Genomic DNA, 18,280 nt, shown 5'->3' with positions numbered 1-18,280 from the left:
ATGCGGCCAGGATGGTACGTCGTGAGGCTGAAGGCATGAGGTGCTCGTTCCTTTCGCGGAAGCCGGATGGCGGGCAGGGGGTATCGGCCCACGTGCCGGTGGGCTCGATGGCGGGCTTTCGGTGGTAGCGCTTGCTTGCGGCGGCGAGTCGCTGAGCCGACGCTACGGCGTCGGGGCCGGCCCGGTCGTGAGTACGATGACTGCGGATCTGGTTCCGGCCGGCGCCTCAGAGGTGGTGCTCGGCGGCCATCCGCTGCAGTTCCCCGCGCGAGGTGATGCCGAGCTTGGGGAACATACGGTACAAATGGCTGCCGACGGTCCGGTGCGAGATGAACAGGCCCTTGGCTATGTCCCGGTTGGACAGCCCCTGCGCGACCATCGACGCGATTTGAATCTCCTGGGGCGAGAGCACGTCCCAGATGTCCTCGATGCGCGAGTCGCTGCGCTCCCCGGCCGCCCGCAGCTCCTCCCTGGCGCGTTCCGCGAGCGGCCGTGCGCCCAGGCCGTCGAATCCGTCCCGGGCCTCGCGCAAATAGTCGCGCGACTCACGGACCCGGCGCCCGCGGCGCAACCATTTTCCGTACGTGAAGAGCAGACGGTTGCGCTCGTACGGCCAGATCGTCATGTCGATCCTCAGGGCCTCGGCGAACATCGCCTCCGACTCGTCGTGATCGGCGAGCACCGCGCCGGCGATGCCGAGGTTCATGCGCCCCGTGGGCGACGTCGTTCCCCGTACTTCCGGAGGTAACCCGACGAGGAGCGCGCGAGCGGCAGCGACCTCGCCACAGGCCGTGGCGGCTTCGGCCATGCTGGCCAGCGACCACAGGGCGTGTGCCGGGTGATAGGCGCCGCCGGCCGGGTCGTGCAGCCGAGCAAGGAAAGCGAAGGCCCGCTCGTAGTTGCCCTGCCCCGACGCGATGGCCGCCCGCGCGACCAGCGTCGCCGCCTCGATGGTGGCGAGCCTGCGGGAGTCCAGGCGGTCGGCGCGGGCGAGGAGATCCTGGGCGGACCCGAAGTCGCCGCGGAACCCCGCCACCGCGGCGTGCGCCACGAGCGAGCTCGCCTCCCAGAACGGCTGACGGGTCTCGGCGCACAACCGGGTGCTCTCCTCGGCGGCGGCCACCGCGTGCGACCAGTGCCCACGACGCATGGCGGACCATGCGAGCAGCGACAACGCCCGGCCGAGGGTGTACAGCTGGCCCTTGGTCCGCAGGCGTTCGGCCGCCTCGATGAGCAGGCCCTCGGAGACGTCGACGGCTCCGGCGCACGCCGCAGCATGGGCGAGCCGATAGGTCGTGGTCGCGTCCCGATTGGCGGCCGGAACCTGGGCTATCAATGCGCGCACCAGCTCGGCGCTGTCGAAGGGCGAACCGTAGGCCAGCAGCTCGGCGCGCGTCGGGACGTCCGCGACCGCCAGCTGGTCCGCAGCGGCGATCACCTGCCGCCCCACCGGGCGGCCGGGCCGGAGGTTCCAGCAACGCAACGCCGACGCACGCAGGAAATCGGTCGCGAGCTCGTCGTCGCCGGCCACCTTGGCCCGGGCGGCGAGGTCGAGCAGCGCGGTGATGCGCTGGTCGCCGCCCCGATCCGCGCCGGCCAGCTCATTGAGCCACTCGCTGCGAAGGCCGTCGTGTTCGCCGTCCACGAGATCCCGGTAGCTGCGGCGGAGCCGCTCGCCGTCCTCGGGCCGTCCGACCGCGTACGCGAGGACCGCGCTCCGGTAGGTGCGTTCGCGCCGGTCGCGGCCGTTCTCGGAGAGCTGGGCCGCACGTTCCAGGGCTCGGACGGCGTTCGCCGGCGCACCGCGCTCGATCGCTCGCTCGGCGTGCCGCTCGAGCTCGACCGCCAATGTGGCGTCCGGTCTCAGCGCCGCGGCTGCCCGGTGCCACACGGCCCGGTCGGGCCGGCCGGCGATAACGCTGGCCAGTGCGGCATGGCAGGCCCGCCGCTGGTCGGGTCCGAGGCGCTGGAGGATCGCCGACCGGATGAGCGGATGCCGGAAGCGGACGGCGGTGCCGTCCACGGCGATCAACCCGGCCGACACGGCCGGGTCGAGAGCCGGGGCGATGTCGCCGCCGGACAGCAGATCGACGGCCGCGGCGATCTCGGCGACGTCGTCGGAGTCGTTGAGCGCCGCCACCTCCAGCAGCGTCCGGGTGACGGCGCCGAACTCGCCGATGCGGGCCAGGAACGAGTCCTCCAGGCGCGCGGTCAGCGGCAGCTGGCCCGGGCGCGCGTTCGCGTACACGTGGACCGCGCGGGGCAGCTCCAGGAGGGCGAGGGGGTTGCCGCACGCGGCGTCGAGCAGTAGCGACCGGATGTCAGGGTCGAGCCGGCCGGCGACGACGTCGAGCAGCCTGGCCGCGGACTCCGGGTCGAGCGGGGCGATGCCCATCGACGGAATTGTCGCGTCAAGAAGAAACCCCGGCTCGCTCTCCCGGTTCGTCGCGAGCAGGACGATGCGGTCGGACGCCACCCGGCGCGCGACGAAGGCCAGCACCTGCTGGCTGGCCGGGTCCATCCACTGGGCGTCGTCCGCCAGTAGCAATACCGGCCGCTCGACCGCGGCCTCGGCCAGCAGCTCGAGAGCCGCCGTCGCCACGGTGTAGAGGTCCGGCGACGCGCCCGACGTGCCGCCGAACGCGACATCCAGGGCGAGCCGGTGATGGGCGGTCAGCCCGTTCGTGTGGCGCAGGATCGACCGCACGACCTGGTGCAGCGCGGCGTACGGCAGGCCGAACTCGGTGACCGTGCCGGCGGTCCGCAACACGCGGAACCGGTCGCCGACCGTCGCGGCGGCCCACTCCAGCAGCGCCGACTTTCCTACGCCGGGCGTACCGACGATGACCAGGGCAGCGCCCCCCGCACCGGCTCCGTCGAGCAGCGCGCCGATAGCCGCCTGTTCCGTTGCCCGCCCGACCAGTGAAAGTTGTGCGCTCACGCTCAGCCCCGTCGTACGCTCCAGTGTCATGATCATGCGGTCTGAGACCAAGCGCAAGGGGCGCTTGGTGGCGACGCGAAGGAGACGCCAGAGAGGGCCTGGCGCAATGCCCATATGGGACTACATGTCGTCCAATCGCGGCTTCAGCACACGATACGGAACAACTCTGTCGAGCGTCTGATGGGTTTGCAGTCGATATGGACACCGAGTAGTGGACCCACGGATGCGGCGCTGATCACGCCACCGAGCCGCCGATGGCGCATAGCGTGCGGCGTAGATGGGGATCAAGTAATTGACCGATCGGCGGCGACTACGAGGCCCGAATCCCAGGGATCGAATTAGTGTCGAACAGTCGCGGCGGATTTGAATTAGCCTTAACCGGCAGGGCAGGCCTCGAACCTCGAGCCGACAATGAGGCGGTCGAGATCGCGCGCCGCGAATCGGGTGGTTCTTGACGAACGCAACGACGCCCGATCGGCCTCAACCGTGCAATAGTCGATTGTTGTCGAAGGAGCTCACGACGTAGACGCACTATCATCGGCAAATCCGGGTGCCGCTTCGCTCGGCAAACCTCACCTTGTGTAGTCAATATCTGCCGTAGGCAGGCGGAGGGCTCGACAACCAGCCTGCCGACGAATTTGCGGGGTTTCGACCGCTGTTGCGTAGCCGGTGGCGTACGCGGCTCTGCACTACAACAACGCGTAAGCCGGCATGTGGCGCCGACAAGCTGGCCCACCGGTCACCCCCTGCGCGGGACGAGTCGGACTCGATGAGGCCCATGTCGACGTACGTCGACCCGGTGTTCCGGCATGTCCTTGGGTTCGGGGTGCCGTATTGCCGCGAGTATGGTCTCGGCCGTGGTTCTCGCTTCGGCTCGGGCAAGTGCGTCGGGGACGGTGCCGTAGACGTCGGCGGTGAAGGCGTGGCTGGAATGGCCCAGCAGGTGCTGCACGGTATGCAGGCTGGCCGAGCCGTGCAGCGCGTTCATCGCGGTTGCGTGCCGCAGGTCGTGCAGCCGGACCGGTGGCAGCCCGTGCTCGGCGACCAGGGCGGTGAACCGATGGGTGAGCCAGCCGGGCCGGATCGGTCGCCCGTCCGGCCAGGCGAACACGAAGCCGGTTTCGTCGGCGGTCGTTCTGTGCTCGTCGTACATGCGTTGTTGCCGCCGCCGGTGGTCGGCGAGGACTTTGACGGTGGCGGGGTCGAGAGTGATGGTCCGGTTGTAGGTTCGAGTCCTACGCGGCGCACAATTTGATCATGGCTCTGAGCTGGCGTTTAGCGTCAGTTCGAAGCCTTATTCATGTCCTATGGGGACGTTCGTGTGATCCATGTGTGCTCCAAAGATGGCGACAGAGCCCGACAGCAGTCGGCCGCTCGCTCTCGTCGAGGCCCGCCGACCGCGACGCCGGCGATCGCCCGTCCCGCCGGCGCCAGCTGCGCCCGCCGCGCCAGCTTGACGTCGTGAACCGTGCCGACCATGACAAGATCGTGAACTATCCCGCGTCACACACAGCGGCGACTTTCACACTGGAGCAATGGAGGCTGACATGACCGGCGGGTGGCCACGGCTGCGGGTCGCCGACTGGACCGGCACAAGGGACACGCTGCACATGTGGATCCAGATCGTCGGCAAGATCCGGATGGCGCACACCCCCGCCGCCAACCACTGGTGGCACGTCGTGCTCTACCCGACCGCCCGCGGACTGGGCACCTCTGCCATCCCGTACGGGAATGGCGTCTTTGATCTGGAATTTGACTTTCTCCACCATCGGCTGCGCGTGCGCACCTCGGATGGGCGGCAGCGGGAGGTGGCGCTCGAGGCCAAGCCCGTCGCTGCGTTCTACGCCGAGACCATGACGGCGCTCGCCGGGCTGGGCATCGAGACGCGGATCCACGCCGTGCCCAACGAGGTCGAAGAGGCCATCCCGTTCGCCGAGGATCAACAGCATCACGCGTACGACGGGGAGGCGGCGCGCCGCTTCTGGGGGCAGCTGCTGCAGGCTTCCCGCGTCCTCGACCAGTTCCGATCGGGTTTCGTCGGCAAGGCGAGCCCGGTGCACTTCTTCTGGGGCGCGATGGACCTGGCGTATACCCGGTTCTCCGGCCGGACCGCCCCGCGCCACCCGGGTGGCGCGCCGAACTGCCCGCCGTCGGTGATGCACGAGGGTTACTCGCACGAGCTCACCAGCTTCGGTTTCTGGCCGGGCGGCGGCGAGGAGGGCGCCTTCTACGCATACGCATACCCGGAACCACCCGGCTACGCCGATCGGCCCGTCCTGCCGAGCGCTGCCTTCTACGACCGCGCCATCCGCGAGTTCCTGCTGCCGTACGAGGCGGTGGCCGAGTCGCCGGACCCGGACCGCGCCCTCCGCGACTTCCTGCGGACGACCTACGAGGCCGCCGCCGACCTCGGCGGGTGGGATCGGAAGGCCCTCGAGCCCGGCGGCTGAGCACGATCACCGCCCGTCGCAGTGCGGCTCGGCCGCGCAGCGCCCTGAATCTCGGGTGAGGGCGTCGAGGCGCGGGCGAGGATGCCGGCGGCCGCAACCAGGCACAGCCCGCCGACGACGACGAGGACCGGCAGGTAGCCGCCGCTCGCGGCATAAAGGGCGGCGGCGCCCAACGGCGCGACGGCTTTCGCGAGGGTGACGGGCGTGGCGAGCGTGCCGGCGATGCTTCCGTACGCGGCGGTGCCGTATCGGTCGGCCAGCAGGGCGGGGCCGGCAAGGCTGGCGACACCGAACCCGAGCCCGAAACAGGTGACGGCGACGATGGCGCCGACCCGGGTTCCGGCAACGACGGCAAGGCTGAGCGCGGCTGCGGCCTGGACGGTGAAGATCGCGGCGACGGCGGTGGTCAGCCGGATCCGGCGGGCGGTGGCGGTGAGCAGGAGCCGGCCGGTGACCGAGAGCGCGCCGAGCAGCCCGGCCACGGTGGCGGCGAGCGTGGCGGGGTGGCCGCGGCTGGCCAGATAGCCGACCAGGTGGATCGCCATGGTGCTCATCGCGGCGGCGTGCGCGACGAACGCGACGGCCAAGCACCAGAAACGGCTGTCGCCCACCGCGGCCCGCAACAGCTCGCGCCTTTGCTCGGCGCCGGCCCGCGAATGGGACGGGCCGCCGACGGTCGGACGGCGCAGTACAAGCACGTGCAGCGGCACCGCGACCGCGCCGTAGATGCCGGCGAGGACCAGGAGCGTGACCCGCCAGCCATGCCGGTGCTCGAGCCAGCCGGTGAGCGGCATGAAGATGGTGCTCGCGAACCCGGCGACCACGATCATCGTCAGCACGGCACGGGCGCGCTGTTCGGGCCCGAACCACGAGACGACCACCGCCGTGGCCGCGTCGTAGAGCGCCATCGCCATGGCCGCGCCGAGACCGAGGAAGACCAGGTAGAGCTGCCAGACCGCGTGGACCTGCGACCAGGCGACCAGCAGAGCAGTCCCGGCGAGCGATCCGCCGGTCATGAGCGCGCGGCCGCCGTGCCGGTCGAGCCACCGGCCGACCGGCATCGCGCACGCGGCCCAGGTGAGCACCGCGACGGTGAAGGCGCCGGTGATCGTGGCCGGCGAGGCGTGCAGGCCGGCCGCCATCGGGTGGAGCAGGACGGCGAAGGCGTAGTACAGGCAGCCGTACCCGATGGTCTGGGTGATCGCGAGGACGATCACGATTCGCCATCCGGCGGGGACCCCTCGGTGGCCGCCCGTGCGGGCGGCCACCGTGCTGGTGGTCGGCATGGTCAGTTGCAGCAGCCGCCGGCCTGCTCGCTCGAAGTGGTCGAGACGTCGATCACGGTCAGCGGCGAGCGCAGCAGTCCGCCCGAGACCCCGGTGGCCAGACCACGCCCGGCCGGCACCACCTCGACCGCGGCGGGCGTGCCGCAGCAACTGGTGGCGGCGCTGTCGATCCGGTCGGCGTCCAGGGACACATCGCTGCTGCACACGCCGGTCTCCGGCAGATCCAGTTGCACGTCGCGGGCCGCTTCCCAGTCGCCGGCGAGGGCGGCGACGACCGAACGGGCCTGCTCGTACCCGGTCGCCATCAGGAAGGTCGGCGCCCGCCCGTAGGACTTGACGCCGATGGCGTAGTAGCCCGGCTCCGGGTGGGTGAGCTCGTCGACGCCGTGCGGCGGCACGGTTCCGCAGGAGTGCTGGTTGGGGTCGATCAGCGGGGCGAGGGCGCGGGTGGAACTGAGGATCGTGTCGAGGTCGAGCCGCAGCTCCGACACGATGCCGTGGTCGGGCCGGAAGCCGGTGGCCGACACGATCCGATCGACGGTGATGTCGCGAGTCCCGTCGGAGACCGTTACGCCTTCCGGGCCCGGGGTGAGCCGCTGGACGCTGAACCCGGTGAGCAGGGTGATCGCGCCGGACTCGACATGCTCACGCAGCCGACTGCCGATCGCGCCGCGGGCGGGCAGGGCGTCGGCGCTCTCCCCGCCGTAGGTGCGTGCCGGCGAGGCGGCCCGGATCGCCCAGGTCGCAGTCGTGCCGGGTGCCTGCTTGGCGAGTTCGGCGAGCGCGAGCAGGGTATTGGCGGCCGAATGCCCGGCGCCGACCACCAGGGTGCGCTGTCCGGCGAACCGGTCACGGTCGCGACCCAAGACGTCCGGCAGAGCGCTTTCCCTGTACGCCGCGGCGGCGGCCTCGCCGTGTGCGGGGATCCCGGAGGCGCCGAGCACGTTCGGCGCTCCCCAGGTGCCGGAGGCGTCGATCACCGCGCGGGCCAGGATGTCCTCGCCGTCGTCGAGGCGGATCAGGAAGGGGGCGTCCTCGCGGCCGACCGTGCGGACCCGGTCGAGACCGAGCCGGGTCACCGCCACTACCCGCGCGCCGTAGCGGACGTGCGGCTTCAACGCGGGCAGGTCGGCCAGAGGCTGCAGGTAGTCGGCGGCGAGCTGTCCGCCGGTGGGCAGGATGTCATCGTCGGGCCGGACCCAGCCGGCCTCGGCCAGGAGCGCGCCCGCGGTGGCGTCGATGTTGTACCGCCAGGGCGAGAAGAGCCGTACGTGGCCCCACTCGCGGACGGCGGCGGCCGGCGAGTCGCCGGCTTCCAGGACGGCGAACGGCAGGCCCCGGTCGGCGAGGTGCGCGGCGGCGGCGAGGCCGACCGGCCCGGCGCCGATGACGACGACCGGCAAGTTGCTCTGCATGTTGGTCTCCTACTCGATGACGAGGCTGCGGCGTTCGATGAAGACGACGTCGCGCCACCGGTTGCCGTGGCTGACGTGCCGGCCGATCCGCTCGCGGACGCCGACGGTGCGGAATCCGGCGGCGTGGTGCAGGGCGAGGCTGGCGGCGTTCTCGGGGAAGACGCCGGACTGGATCGTCCAGATCCCGGCGGTCTCGGTGGAAGCGATGAGAGCGTCGAGCAGGGCCCGGCCGGCACCCCGGCCCTGCACGGCCGGGTCGACGTAGACCGAGTGCTCGACAACGCCCGCATAGACCGACCGGCCGGAGACCGCCGAGACCGCCACCCAGCCGAGCACCGTGTCGTGGGTGTCGACGGCAACGAAGCGATGATCGGTCATCTTGCTGACGTCGAACGCTTCCCAGGAGGGCGCGGTGTGTTCGAAGCTGGCGTTTCCGCCGTCCATGCCGGCCTGGTAGATCGCCAGGACGGCGGGCGCGTCGGCACGGTTCATCGGCCGGATCCTCACGCGCAGCCTCCGATCGCGCTCGGGGCCGGCCGGCCCATCACGACGTCGGCGGCGGACGGGAAGCACTCGATGCAGTTGGTGTTGATCCGGTAGTGCCGGGCGTTGCCCACGGCCTCCACCAGCACGAACCGCACCTCGGTGAGGATCTTCAGGTGCTGCGAGACGGTCGACTGCGCCAGCCCCACGGCGGCGACGATCTCGCCCACCGGCATCGGCCGCCCCTGCCGCGCGAGGTACTCCACGATCTGCACCCGCGAGGGATCCGCAAGGGCACGGAACCAGGAGGCGTACGTCTCCGCCGTGGCCCGGTCGAGCAGGTCGGTCATCTTCCTGTCCCATCATCGTCAATCGCCGATCAACGATGAAATTCTAGGCGAGACGGTGGCCGCGAGCCAGGCCGACGCCACGACGAAGCGGCAGACCGTGGCGAGAGTGGCTGGGTCAACGCGGTCGGGCATGTCGGCCGGACTGTGATAGCCATCCATGCCGGCGCCGATACCGGCCGCGGCGAATCCGGCGGCGGCATAACGTCGGTTGTCCGAGGCCACGGGTCCGGGCGCCAGCGGCAGGCCGGTATGCCGTCCGGCCTGATCGAGGACGGCGAGCAGCCCGTGCGCGGGGCCGCCGGCCTCGACGGCGGCGGCGCGGCCGAGCCGTCCGGCGCCGTCGATGTTGATCACCGCCGGCGCGGCTCCGGCGCGCCTCAGCTGGGCGGCGTGGTGCGCCGAACCGAGGGCACCGACCTCCTCGGCATCCAGCAACGCCACCGACAGCCCGCCCGGTAGCGCCGGCCCGAGGATCCGCGCGGCCTCGAGCACGACGGCCACGCCGGAAGCGTTGTCCGCGGCGGCGGGTTGCCGCAGGCCGGGAAGGTCGCCCACCCCGTCGTAGTGCGCCGTCAGCAACAGATCGGCGGCGGCGTCCCACCGCCCGTACACGTTTGCGGCAGTCACGTCGGCACGCCGGATCGGCGCGTCGGCTTCGAGCCACCCGCGCCGGTCGAGCATCGCGGCATGCGTCGCAAGGTCGACCGTGAGCACGGGCAGTGGTCCGGGCTCGGGCCCGGCGAGCATCGTGTAATGCCATCCGTCGGCGTCCACGGCCCGCCCGATCACCAGACCCGCCGCGCCGTCCGCATGCCCGTACGCGTCGAAGAACGACATCCCCGCCGGAACCAGCAGCCACCGGCCCGCCGGATCCTCGGCGCCCGCGACCGCCAGGTCGCCGCGCACCGCGACCGGCAGACCCGCCGACGCGAGGTGCACCGTCACGTCGCGCCCGAACACCAGCGGTCGCGCCACGGCCCCGTCGTGCCAGGTAGCCCGCGCGGCGGCGTAGACCTCCGGCACCGAGCGCACCGGAAACTCCCCCATCTGGACGAGGGCGCCGAAGTCGCGAAGCCGGCCGGCGAGCCAGTCCCGCGCCGCCGAACTCCCGGGCGTGCCGACCCGCCGGCCGGTGAAACGATCGCCGGCAAGCGCAGCGACCGTGGTCGCCATCCGGCTCTCGTCGACCGCCGCGATCAGATCGTCGAGGCCGGTGGTCATCCGCAGCAACCCTGAGCGGAAGCGACCGCGCCGGCCTTCGCCGCGCTACCACAGCACGAACCCTCCGCGGTCGCTTCGGTCTGCGTGCCACAACACGGGCCGGAACCGGCCGGGTCCGGCAACACCACCGCGGACGCGGCCGGGCTGCCACAACAGCCGCTCCCGGGGGCCGGGCTCAACGCCTCGGACGGGTCACCGGCGAAGCCGCCGCGGATCTCGACGTCACTCATCATGATCTCCCTCACTGACATGGGGCGGGTTTGGTGGTTCTGCGGGGATCGAGCAGCGACTGCGCCTGCCAGATCCGCGGTTTCGATAACTGTCGAGTTCGACGTTTGTCGAAACCGAGGGTTGCACGCGGTTTCGACGTATGTCAACCTCGATGCATGTCGAAATCAGCGGTGTCGGTCACCGTGCTCGAGCAGACGGAGGCGCCGTGCTGCCCGCCGATGGCGCAGCAGCGGGTCGACGCGGAGACGGCCGGGTTTCTGGCGCCGGCGTTCAAGGCTCTCGGTGATCCGGTGCGGTTGCAGCTGATGTCCATGATCGCGTCGGCGCCGGGCGGCGAGATCTGCGTGTGTGACCTGACGCCGGCGTTCGAGCTGTCCGGGTCGACGATCTCCCACCATTTGAAGGCGCTGAAGGATGCCGGCCTGGTTGACGCGGAGCGTCGCGCGAGCTGGGTGTACTACCGTGCCCGCCCTGGTCTGATGCGGCAGCTCGCCGGCTTGCTCACACCCTGACGCGTAACCCCGTCGCGTCCGGCGCAACGGCGTCGGTTATTGCCGGGTGCTCAACCGGCGGCGGAGGGCGCCGGCCTCGACCAAGACGTGCAGGCTGACACCGATCCGGGCCAGGCCGGCAGCAACGGCGATCACGGCCAGCAGCCGGGTGAGCCCACCGGAGTGTGCGGCGGAGCCGATAACTGCAAGGTCTCCGGTCAGGGTCAGGCCGGCGACGGTGGCTGTGGCCGCCAAGGCCCGGCCGGGCCCGGTCTCGGGTAGCCAGCGCATCAGCCGGCCGGTGGTCGCGAGGGTGCCGGCGGCGGTCGCGAGCCCGGCGACGATCAGGGGGACGACCGGGATCGCGGCAATCAGGGCCGCCACGCCGGTACGCCAAGGATCCGGACGTAACAGCAGGAACCACCAGATGCCGACCAGCGGCCCGGTGACGACGAACATGGTGAGCGCCCGGCGGGAGTAGGCGGTGGCAAGCTCACCGGAGAACGCGGCGGCGACCATCCCCGGGCCGCCGAACTCGGCAATCGCCGTGGCCGCCGCCTGGCCGGTCGGCTCGCCGCGAGCGGTGCGGTCGGCGACAGCCTGATCGAGGCCGTCACGCAGTTCCGCGAGAATCCGCGACCGCGCGCGGCGAGGCCCGCGCAGGCCGGCAGCGACCTGGTCCAGGTAGATCCGGACCGAGGTCTCGGCGACGGAGCCGACCGGCGGGTTCATGCTGGTGCCCGTCGTATTCCGCTGCCGAGCAGCGCCGTTACTGCCGCGGAGAACTCGTCCCACAGCGCGCGGTGCTCCCCGAGCGCTGCCTGGCCGGCGCCGGTCAGACGATACGTACGGCGGCGCCGGCCACCGACGGTCTCCCAGTCGCTGCCGATCAGACCCGCGCGTTCCAGGCGGTGCAGCGCTGGATAGACCGTTCCGGTGGGCAGGTCAAGCGTCCCGTCGCTGCCGGCTCGCAGCGACTCGATCACCGCGTACCCGTGCTGCGGGCCTGGCTCCAGCACCGCCAGCAGTAGCGCGTCCAAGTGGCCTTTGAGCAGCTCCGGCCGCATCGCCACCACCGCACCTCCATTCCCGGTCCGGGCTTGCGGGACTCTCGATGACCCGCCTACCGTAGCATCACAATACTTTGCGAGGCTACAGATGGAGGCGCCGTGAACACCGGTGCGGTGGTGAGGCTGACCGAGGCGACCGGCGTCGGCCGGGCGGTCGTGGGCGGCAAGGCCGCGGTCCTGGCCGAGCTCTCGGTGGCGGGTTTCGCGGTGCCGGCGGGCTTCGTTGTCACCGGCGCCGCGCCGGACGATCCAGAGCTGGGTGGCTGGATGGCGGAGGAAGCGGCCAGGTTGGGTGGGCCGCGGTTCGCGGTGCGCTCCTCGGCGGCGGCCGAGGACCTGCCGGACGCCTCGTACGCCGGCCTGTATGAAACGCGGCTCGACGTGCCCGCCGACCGGCTCGCCGCCGCGGTGCGGGAGTGCTTCGCCGCGGCCGATTCGCCGAGGGTCGCCGACTACCGGCGCAACCGGGGCGGCGATGCGGCGGCGATGGCGGTGCTCGTACAGGTCATGGTGGACGCGGTCGCCGCCGGCGTCGCGTTCACCGCCCACCCGCTCACCGGCGATCGCCGCCAGACGGTGGTCACCGCGACGCAAGGGTTCGGCGAGGCGCTGGTGTCCGGCCAGGCGATCGGCGAGGAGTGGCTCAGCACCGGCCACCGAGCCACGCTCTCCCGGCGCGGTCCGGCCCGGGTGTTGACCGCGCGGCAGGCCGAGGAGGTCGCTGACCTGGCTCGCCTCGTGGCTGAGCGGTACGACGGGCCGCAGGATGTGGAGTGGGCGATCGACCGTGACGGCCGGTTGTGGCTGTTGCAGGCCCGGCCGATGACCGCCCTGCCGCCGCCGGTGTCGTGGGCCGTGCCCGGTCCCGGGCTGTGGATGCGCAACTTCCGGCTCGGCGAGTGGCTGCCCGAGCCGGGCACCCCGCTGTTCGCGACCTGGTTGCTACCGCTGCTCGAAGCCGGCTACCTCGACGGCATGCAAGCCACCGTCGGCGTCCGCGTGCCGTTCCGATGGACGCTGGTCAACGGCTGGTACTACAACGCCCCGCCGGTGCCCTCAGCCGCGTTGCTCGTACGAGTGCTGCGTGATGGCCGTCGCCGGGCGGTGACAATCCTGTTCCACGCGCTGGTCCAGGTCGGCCGAGATCCGGCCGCCGCCGACCGCGCCGTGCTGTCCGCTCTGGATCGGCAGTGGCGGGAACAGGAGTTACCCCGCTACCGGCGCCTCGTCACGGTCGCCGCGGCCGAGGACCCGGCGGCTGATCCTCGTCGCCTTGCCGAGATCGTCGACCAGCTCGGCCGGCACGCCGGCATCGCGTTGTGGTACTTGGCGATAGTCGGCGGGTCGGCGTGGAAGATGGAGGCTTGCCTGACCCGCTTCGCCCGCCGGCATCTGGCCGAGGTTCTGCCCGACGCCGACGGCGGCGCCCAGATACTGCTGCGCGGCCTATCCGGCGCCGCACCGGCCTTCGACGCGCATGCGGTCCTCAGTGCCGACTGGTATCACCCCGTCGCCGCCGAACTCCCCACGATCACGGCGGTGACGCAATCCGGTGATGACCGGCAGTCCGCGCTCGCCGTCGCGCGAACGGCCGCCGAACAGCGGTGTGCCGCCGCCCTGGCCGACCGGCCGCGCCGGCTCGCCCAGTTCGAAACGCTGCTCCGGGTGACCCAGCGATACACGGTCATCCGGGAACAGCAGGCCCGCACTTTCACCCTTGCCTGGCCGGTCCTGCGCCGCTGCGCCCGCCGCCTCGGCCAGCACCTCGCCGAAATCGGCGCGATCTCGGCGATCGACGATGTGTTCTTCTGCACCCGCCCCGAACTCGACACCACCGCGACCACCGACCATGCCGCGCTGACCAGCGCCGTCGCCGAACGGCGCGAGCAATGGGAACGGCAGCGGCGGATCGCCGCGCCGCTCACCCTCGGCCACCCACCCCGCCTCATCGGCGACGTCATCGAGCGAACCGTTCAGCGAGCCCGCCCCGCCGGCACCACTGCCGAGCACGGTAGCGAGGTGATCGTGGGGCATCCCGCCTCCGCCGGGCAGGCGACCGGCCCCGTACGCATCATTACCGACCCCCGCGACTTTCCCACCTTCGCCGGCGGCGACGTGCTGGTCGCCCGCGCGACCGCACCCGCCTGGACCCCGCTGTTCGCCCGCGCCGCCGCCGTCGTCACCGACGGCGGCACCCTCGCCGCGCACGCCTCGCTGGTCGCCCGCGAATACGGCATCCCCGCCGTCGTCGGCACCGGCAACGCCACCAGCCGACTGCATTCCGGCCAGCGCGTCACGGTCAACGGCACCGACGGCACTGTCACGGTGCACCCGTAGCCCGCTGGATTCGAGCCACTTTCCCGTGGGCACCAGCGTGCAGCCCGCATACCAGCACGAACGATGTGACACGCCCCGGCTTGACCACGCTCCACAGCATCAGCCACCATTGACTCAATGAAAATCGAGCCTTCTTTGCAGGCCCGGGCGCGAGTGCACGCCGCACTGGGCGACCCGGCCCGGCTGGCGATCGTCGACGCCCTGACCCTGGGCGACGCCTCCCCCGGCGAGATCGGCCACGACCTAGGCATGCCGACCAACCTCGTCGCGCACCACGTCAATGCCCTTCAGGAAGCGGGATTGATCGTGCGAACCCGGTCCGAGGGCGACCGGCGCCGCACCTACCTGCGGCTGCAGCCCGACGTTCTCGCCTCGCTCACCCCGCCCGCCCTGGAAGGAGCCGAGCGGGTGGTGTTCGTCTGCACGCACAACTCAGCCCGGTCCCAACTGGCTGCCGCGCTGTGGCGAGACCGGGTCGGCGGCCCGGTCGCCTCGGCCGGCACCAAGCCGGCACCCCGGGTACATCCCCGCGCCGTCAAGGTCGCCCATCGGCATGGGCTCCGGCTCGACGCCACCGGCACCACGCACGTCGCAGACGTCGTCCACGACGGCGACCTGGTCATCACGGTCTGCGACAACGCCCACGAAGACATGACCGGCCCGGCCCGGCCTCGGCTGCACTGGTCGGTTCCCGACCCGGTGCGAGTCGACACCGACGAGGCGTTCGAGGCCGCATACACCGACCTCGCCGGCCGCATCGACCGAATCGCACCCGCCGTCAGCCCTCACTGAGCTCAACCCGTTTCCGTCCTCGCTCGCGACGCCCCGACCGGAGTCTGCCCGTTATGCCCAAGATCGCCCCATGGCGGCGCCTGCTCGCCGAGTTCCTCGGCACCGCGCTGCTGGTCACCGCCGTCGTCGGCTCCGGCATCATGGCCACCACCCTGTCCCCGAACGACGTCGGCCTTCAGCTCCTCGAAAACTCGGTCGCCACCGCGTTCGCACTCGGGGCGCTGATTCTCACCTTCGGCCCGGTCTCCGGCGCCCACCTCAACCCTGTCGTCTCGGCCGCCGACTGGTTTCTCGGCCGCCGCGCGGGCACCGGTCTCACCGCGACCGACCTCGCCGGTTACGCCGTCGCGCAAGTTGCCGGCGCGATCATCGGCTCCGTCCTGGCGAACCTGATGTTCGACCTGAGCGCCGTGACCTTCTCGACCAAGGACCGTGCCGCCGGGCATCTGTGGCTCGGTGAGATCGTCGCGACCGCCGGGCTGCTTCTGCTGATCTTCGCCCTCGCCCGGTCCGGCCGCGCGGCGGTCGCGCCCGCCGCGGTCGGCGCCTACATCGGCGCCGCCTACTGGTTCACCTCGTCGACCAGCTTCGCCAACCCCGCCGTCACGATCGGCCGCGCCTTCACCGACACCTTCGCCGGAATCGCCCCGGCCTCGATTCCCGGCTTCGTCATCGCCCAAGCGATGGGCCTGATCATCGGCGTCGGCCTTCTTCTCGCCCTGTATCCCCGCGTCGTGATCGAGCACCCGGCCATCCACACCGCCCCGTTGAGGAGACACCCCATGAGCGACAAGCCCAGCGTCCTGTTCGTCTGCGTGCACAACGCCGGCCGCTCCCAGATGGCTGCCGGCTGGCTGCGCCACCTCGCCGGCGATCGGGTAGAGGTTCGTTCGGCCGGCTCCGTACCGGCCGAGACCATCAACCCCGCCGCCGTCGAGGCCATGGCCGAGGTCGGCATCGACATCACCGGCCAGACCCCCAAGCTCCTCGAATACGAGACCGCGCAGGACTCCGACGTCATCATCACCATGGGCTGCGGCGACGCCTGCCCGATCTTCCCTGGCAAGCGCTACGAGGACTGGAAGCTCGACGACCCCGCCGGCCAGACTGTCGAGGCCGTCCGCCCGATCCGCGACGAGATCAAGACCCGGATCGAGGCGCTGCTGGCCGACCTGCTCCCGGCAGGCAAGCCGTGAACTCCGTCCGCACGATGACCCCGCGCGGCGAATAGGAAGGTGACACCGGGACACTTCGGCAACCGCACCGCCGCATGGAGCCCCTCCCTGGCGGTGATCTGTACGCCCGAGCCCATGCCCGAGCGCGCCCCGTGTTGCGACGGATGGCGCGCGGATACCGCTGGCAAGGGACACGTGAACGGCCGTTGCGCCCGACAATACCTACCAGTACTATGCATCGTACTTCTAGGGATGGTGGCGGGATGAGGCCTCGTGAAGGTTGCTAAGGATTTGGTGGCCGCCTCGGCGACACCGTTGGTGCTCGGCATCCTGGCCGAGGGTGAGAGCTATGGGTACGCCATCCTCCGGCGGATCAACGAGCTGTCCGGGGGCGAGCTGGACTGGACCGAGGGGCTGCTGTACCCGCTGTTGCACCGGCTCGAGCGCCTCGGTCATGCGGAGTCGAGCTGGCAGTCGGTCACCGGCGAGCGAAAACGCAAGTACTACCGCATCACGGAAAAGGGCCTGGCTGAGCTGGCCGAGCAGCGTCGGCAGTGGGACACCGTCGTCGACGCGCTCAAGGAGATCTGGCATGACCGTGTGCCGCTGACGGTGAACCCGCTGGAGGGTCTCGCATGACGGCGCCGGACGGACAGAAGGAGTTGGAAGCGCAGTTCGCGCAGTGGCGTCAGTACGTGCTCCGCCGCAAGGAGCTGCAACCGCTCGACGCCGACGAACTCGAAGACCACCTCCGCGGGTCCGTCGACGAGCTCGTCGCGGCCGGCCTGAGCACGGATGAAGCGTTCCTGGTCGCGGTCAAACGGATGGGCAGCCTCGACGAGCTCTCCCGCGAGTTCGCCCGGGAGCATTCGGAACGACTGTGGAAGCAGCTGGTGCTGACCGCCGACACCGGCAGCCCGGTCACCGAGACGCGCTCCCGGCGGGACCTCTGGGCCATGGCCATCTGCGCGGCGGGCGCGGTGGCGTCCGTCAAGGTGCCGGCATTGTTCGGGCTGAGCTTCGAGGACGACAGCTCGTTCTACGCGCGGAACTTCACCCTGTTCGCGTTGCCCTGGCTGGCGGCGTTCCTGGCCTGGCGCCGACAGGCCCGACGGTCGGTGATCGCGATACTGGTGGCGCTGTTCGCTCTCGGCGCCGTGGCGGCCAACGCCTACCCCCTGGCGGACGATTCGCAGTCCGTGGTCGTCACCAGCATCCACCTTCCGATCGCGCTCTGGCTCGTGGTCGGTCTGGCCTATGTCGCCGACGACTGGCTCTCGTCCCGCCTGCGCATGGACTTCATCCGCTTCACCGGCGAGTGGTTCATCTACTTCGTACTCATGGCCCTCGGCGGCGGCGTACTCTCCGCGTTCCTGTTCAACACCTTCAAGGCCATCGGGATCGTCCCGGAGGAGTTCATCTCGCAATGGCTCCTTCCCTGCGGCGCCGCGGCCGCAGTCGTCGTTGCCGGGTGGCTCGTCGAGGCCAAGCAGAGTGTCGTCGAGAACATCGCGCCGGTCCTCACACGGCTGTTCACCCCGCTCTTCACGGCCGCCCTCCTCGCCTTCCTGGTCGCCGTCGTCTGGACCAGCCACGGCATCGACGTCGAGCGCGAAGCGCTGATCCTGTTCAACCTCCTGCTGGTCGTGGTGCTGGGGCTGCTCCTCTACTCGCTCTCGGCCCGCGATCCGCTGGCCGCGCCCGGCCCGTTCGACAAGCTCCAACTCGCGCTCGTGGTCAGCGCGTTGGCCATCGACGTGCTGGTGCTGCTGGAGATCACCGGGCGCATCACCGACGAATACGGAGGCACGCCCAACCGGGCGGCCGCGCTCGGCGAGAACGTCATCCTGCTGGTCAACCTCGCGTGGTCGGCGTGGCTCCTGCTGACCTTCATCCGCCGGCGCACGCCATTCGCCGCGCTCGAACGCTGGCAGACCGGCTACCTGCCGGTGTACGCGGCGTGGGCCTGGATCGTGGTCCTCGTCTTTCCTCCGTTGTTCAGCTACGTCTAAGTCCGACGTCTACCAAACGAGCACTC

At 70.9% G+C, this 18,280-nt stretch carries 16 protein-coding genes; 7 read left to right on the top strand and 9 right to left on the bottom strand.

Going from position 1 to position 18,280, the window contains the following annotated elements; genetic code table 11:
- Positions 1 to 226: 226 nt before the first annotated feature.
- Both ACIA5D_RS13425 and ACIA5D_RS13420 read right to left on the bottom strand, forming a co-directional pair.
- Complete coding sequence (locus ACIA5D_RS13425) at positions 227 to 2,971, bottom strand: AAA family ATPase (RefSeq protein ID WP_396030149.1); 2,745 nt, start codon at positions 2,969 to 2,971, stop codon at positions 227 to 229.
- Positions 2,972 to 3,680: 709 nt separating this feature from the next.
- On the bottom strand, positions 3,681 to 4,094 hold the full coding sequence (locus ACIA5D_RS13420; RefSeq protein WP_396030148.1) for a tyrosine-type recombinase/integrase: 414 nt from the start codon (positions 4,092 to 4,094) through the stop codon (positions 3,681 to 3,683).
- Positions 4,095 to 4,476: 382 nt separating this feature from the next.
- On the opposite strand from ACIA5D_RS13420, the gene ACIA5D_RS13415 reads away from it, so the two are divergent.
- Positions 4,477 to 5,391 carry a DUF5996 family protein gene (locus ACIA5D_RS13415; RefSeq protein WP_396030147.1) on the top strand — a complete coding sequence of 305 codons (915 nt, stop codon included), beginning with the start codon at positions 4,477 to 4,479 and terminating at the stop codon, positions 5,389 to 5,391.
- Here the strand turns inward: ACIA5D_RS13415 and ACIA5D_RS13410 are convergent.
- The 5 genes from ACIA5D_RS13410 to ACIA5D_RS13390 are packed head-to-tail and all read right to left on the bottom strand — an operon-like array spanning position 5,331 to position 10,146.
- Positions 5,331 to 6,677 carry an MFS transporter gene (locus ACIA5D_RS13410; RefSeq protein ID WP_396030146.1) on the bottom strand — a complete coding sequence of 449 codons (1,347 nt, stop codon included), beginning with the start codon at positions 6,675 to 6,677 and terminating at the stop codon, positions 5,331 to 5,333. The genes ACIA5D_RS13415 and ACIA5D_RS13410 overlap by 61 nt on opposite strands.
- Before the next feature lie 2 nt (positions 6,678 to 6,679).
- A complete protein-coding gene (locus ACIA5D_RS13405) occupies positions 6,680 to 8,092 on the bottom strand; it encodes an FAD-dependent oxidoreductase (protein ID WP_396030145.1) in 1,413 nt (470 codons plus the stop codon).
- Positions 8,093 to 8,101: 9 nt separating this feature from the next.
- A complete protein-coding gene (locus tag ACIA5D_RS13400; RefSeq protein ID WP_396030144.1) occupies positions 8,102 to 8,584 on the bottom strand; it encodes a GNAT family N-acetyltransferase in 483 nt (160 codons plus the stop codon).
- Positions 8,585 to 8,595: 11 nt separating this feature from the next.
- Positions 8,596 to 8,925 carry an ArsR/SmtB family transcription factor gene (locus ACIA5D_RS13395; protein ID WP_396030143.1) on the bottom strand — a complete coding sequence of 110 codons (330 nt, stop codon included), beginning with the start codon at positions 8,923 to 8,925 and terminating at the stop codon, positions 8,596 to 8,598.
- Positions 8,926 to 8,943: 18 nt separating this feature from the next.
- Entirely contained in the window at positions 8,944 to 10,146 is a 1,203-nt protein-coding gene (locus ACIA5D_RS13390) for a M28 family metallopeptidase (protein ID WP_396030142.1), read from the bottom strand.
- 386 nt (positions 10,147 to 10,532) lie between these two features.
- On the opposite strand from ACIA5D_RS13390, the gene ACIA5D_RS13385 reads away from it, so the two are divergent.
- On the top strand, positions 10,533 to 10,889 hold the full coding sequence (locus ACIA5D_RS13385; protein WP_396030141.1) for an ArsR/SmtB family transcription factor: 357 nt from the start codon (positions 10,533 to 10,535) through the stop codon (positions 10,887 to 10,889).
- Positions 10,890 to 10,925: 36 nt separating this feature from the next.
- Here ACIA5D_RS13385 and ACIA5D_RS13380 read toward each other — a convergent pair whose 3' ends face one another.
- Together ACIA5D_RS13380 and ACIA5D_RS13375 are read right to left on the bottom strand one after the other, a co-directional pair.
- The gene (locus ACIA5D_RS13380) at positions 10,926 to 11,600 is read right to left on the bottom strand and encodes a permease prefix domain 1-containing protein (protein ID WP_396030140.1); all 675 of its coding nucleotides are present in this window, start codon (positions 11,598 to 11,600) and stop codon (positions 10,926 to 10,928) included.
- Positions 11,597 to 11,935: a PadR family transcriptional regulator gene (locus ACIA5D_RS13375; RefSeq protein WP_396030353.1), complete on the bottom strand. Its 339-nt coding sequence runs from the start codon at positions 11,933 to 11,935 to the stop codon at positions 11,597 to 11,599. Before ACIA5D_RS13375 ends, ACIA5D_RS13380 begins: the two co-directional genes overlap by 4 nt.
- Positions 11,936 to 12,037: 102 nt before the next feature.
- Between ACIA5D_RS13375 and ACIA5D_RS13370 the strand changes: the two genes are divergently transcribed.
- The 5 genes from ACIA5D_RS13370 to ACIA5D_RS13350 all read left to right on the top strand — a co-directional run bounded on the left by ACIA5D_RS13370 (position 12,038) and on the right by ACIA5D_RS13350 (position 18,254).
- The gene (locus ACIA5D_RS13370) at positions 12,038 to 14,275 is read left to right on the top strand and encodes a PEP/pyruvate-binding domain-containing protein (protein WP_396030139.1); all 2,238 of its coding nucleotides are present in this window, start codon (positions 12,038 to 12,040) and stop codon (positions 14,273 to 14,275) included.
- A gap of 117 nt (positions 14,276 to 14,392) precedes the next feature.
- Positions 14,393 to 15,067, top strand: a complete 675-nt coding sequence (locus tag ACIA5D_RS13365) for a helix-turn-helix domain-containing protein (protein WP_396030138.1) — start codon at positions 14,393 to 14,395, stop codon at positions 15,065 to 15,067.
- A 53-nt stretch (positions 15,068 to 15,120) separates the two neighbouring features.
- Complete coding sequence (locus ACIA5D_RS13360) at positions 15,121 to 16,263, top strand: aquaporin (RefSeq protein ID WP_396030137.1); 1,143 nt, start codon at positions 15,121 to 15,123, stop codon at positions 16,261 to 16,263.
- 252 nt (positions 16,264 to 16,515) lie between these two features.
- The gene (locus ACIA5D_RS13355) at positions 16,516 to 16,881 is read left to right on the top strand and encodes a PadR family transcriptional regulator (protein ID WP_396030136.1); all 366 of its coding nucleotides are present in this window, start codon (positions 16,516 to 16,518) and stop codon (positions 16,879 to 16,881) included.
- Positions 16,878 to 18,254, top strand: a complete 1,377-nt coding sequence (locus tag ACIA5D_RS13350; RefSeq protein ID WP_396030135.1) for a permease prefix domain 1-containing protein — start codon at positions 16,878 to 16,880, stop codon at positions 18,252 to 18,254. The genes ACIA5D_RS13355 and ACIA5D_RS13350 overlap by 4 nt, the downstream gene beginning before the upstream one ends.
- Positions 18,255 to 18,280 lie beyond the last annotated feature (26 nt).

It is taken from the genome of Actinoplanes sp. NPDC051513 (assembly GCF_044454685.1).
In the GTDB taxonomy this organism is placed as follows: domain Bacteria; phylum Actinomycetota; class Actinomycetes; order Mycobacteriales; family Micromonosporaceae; genus Actinoplanes.
Note: the sequence above shows the minus strand (reverse complement) of the source record. Positions and strands in the feature narration are given on the sequence as shown.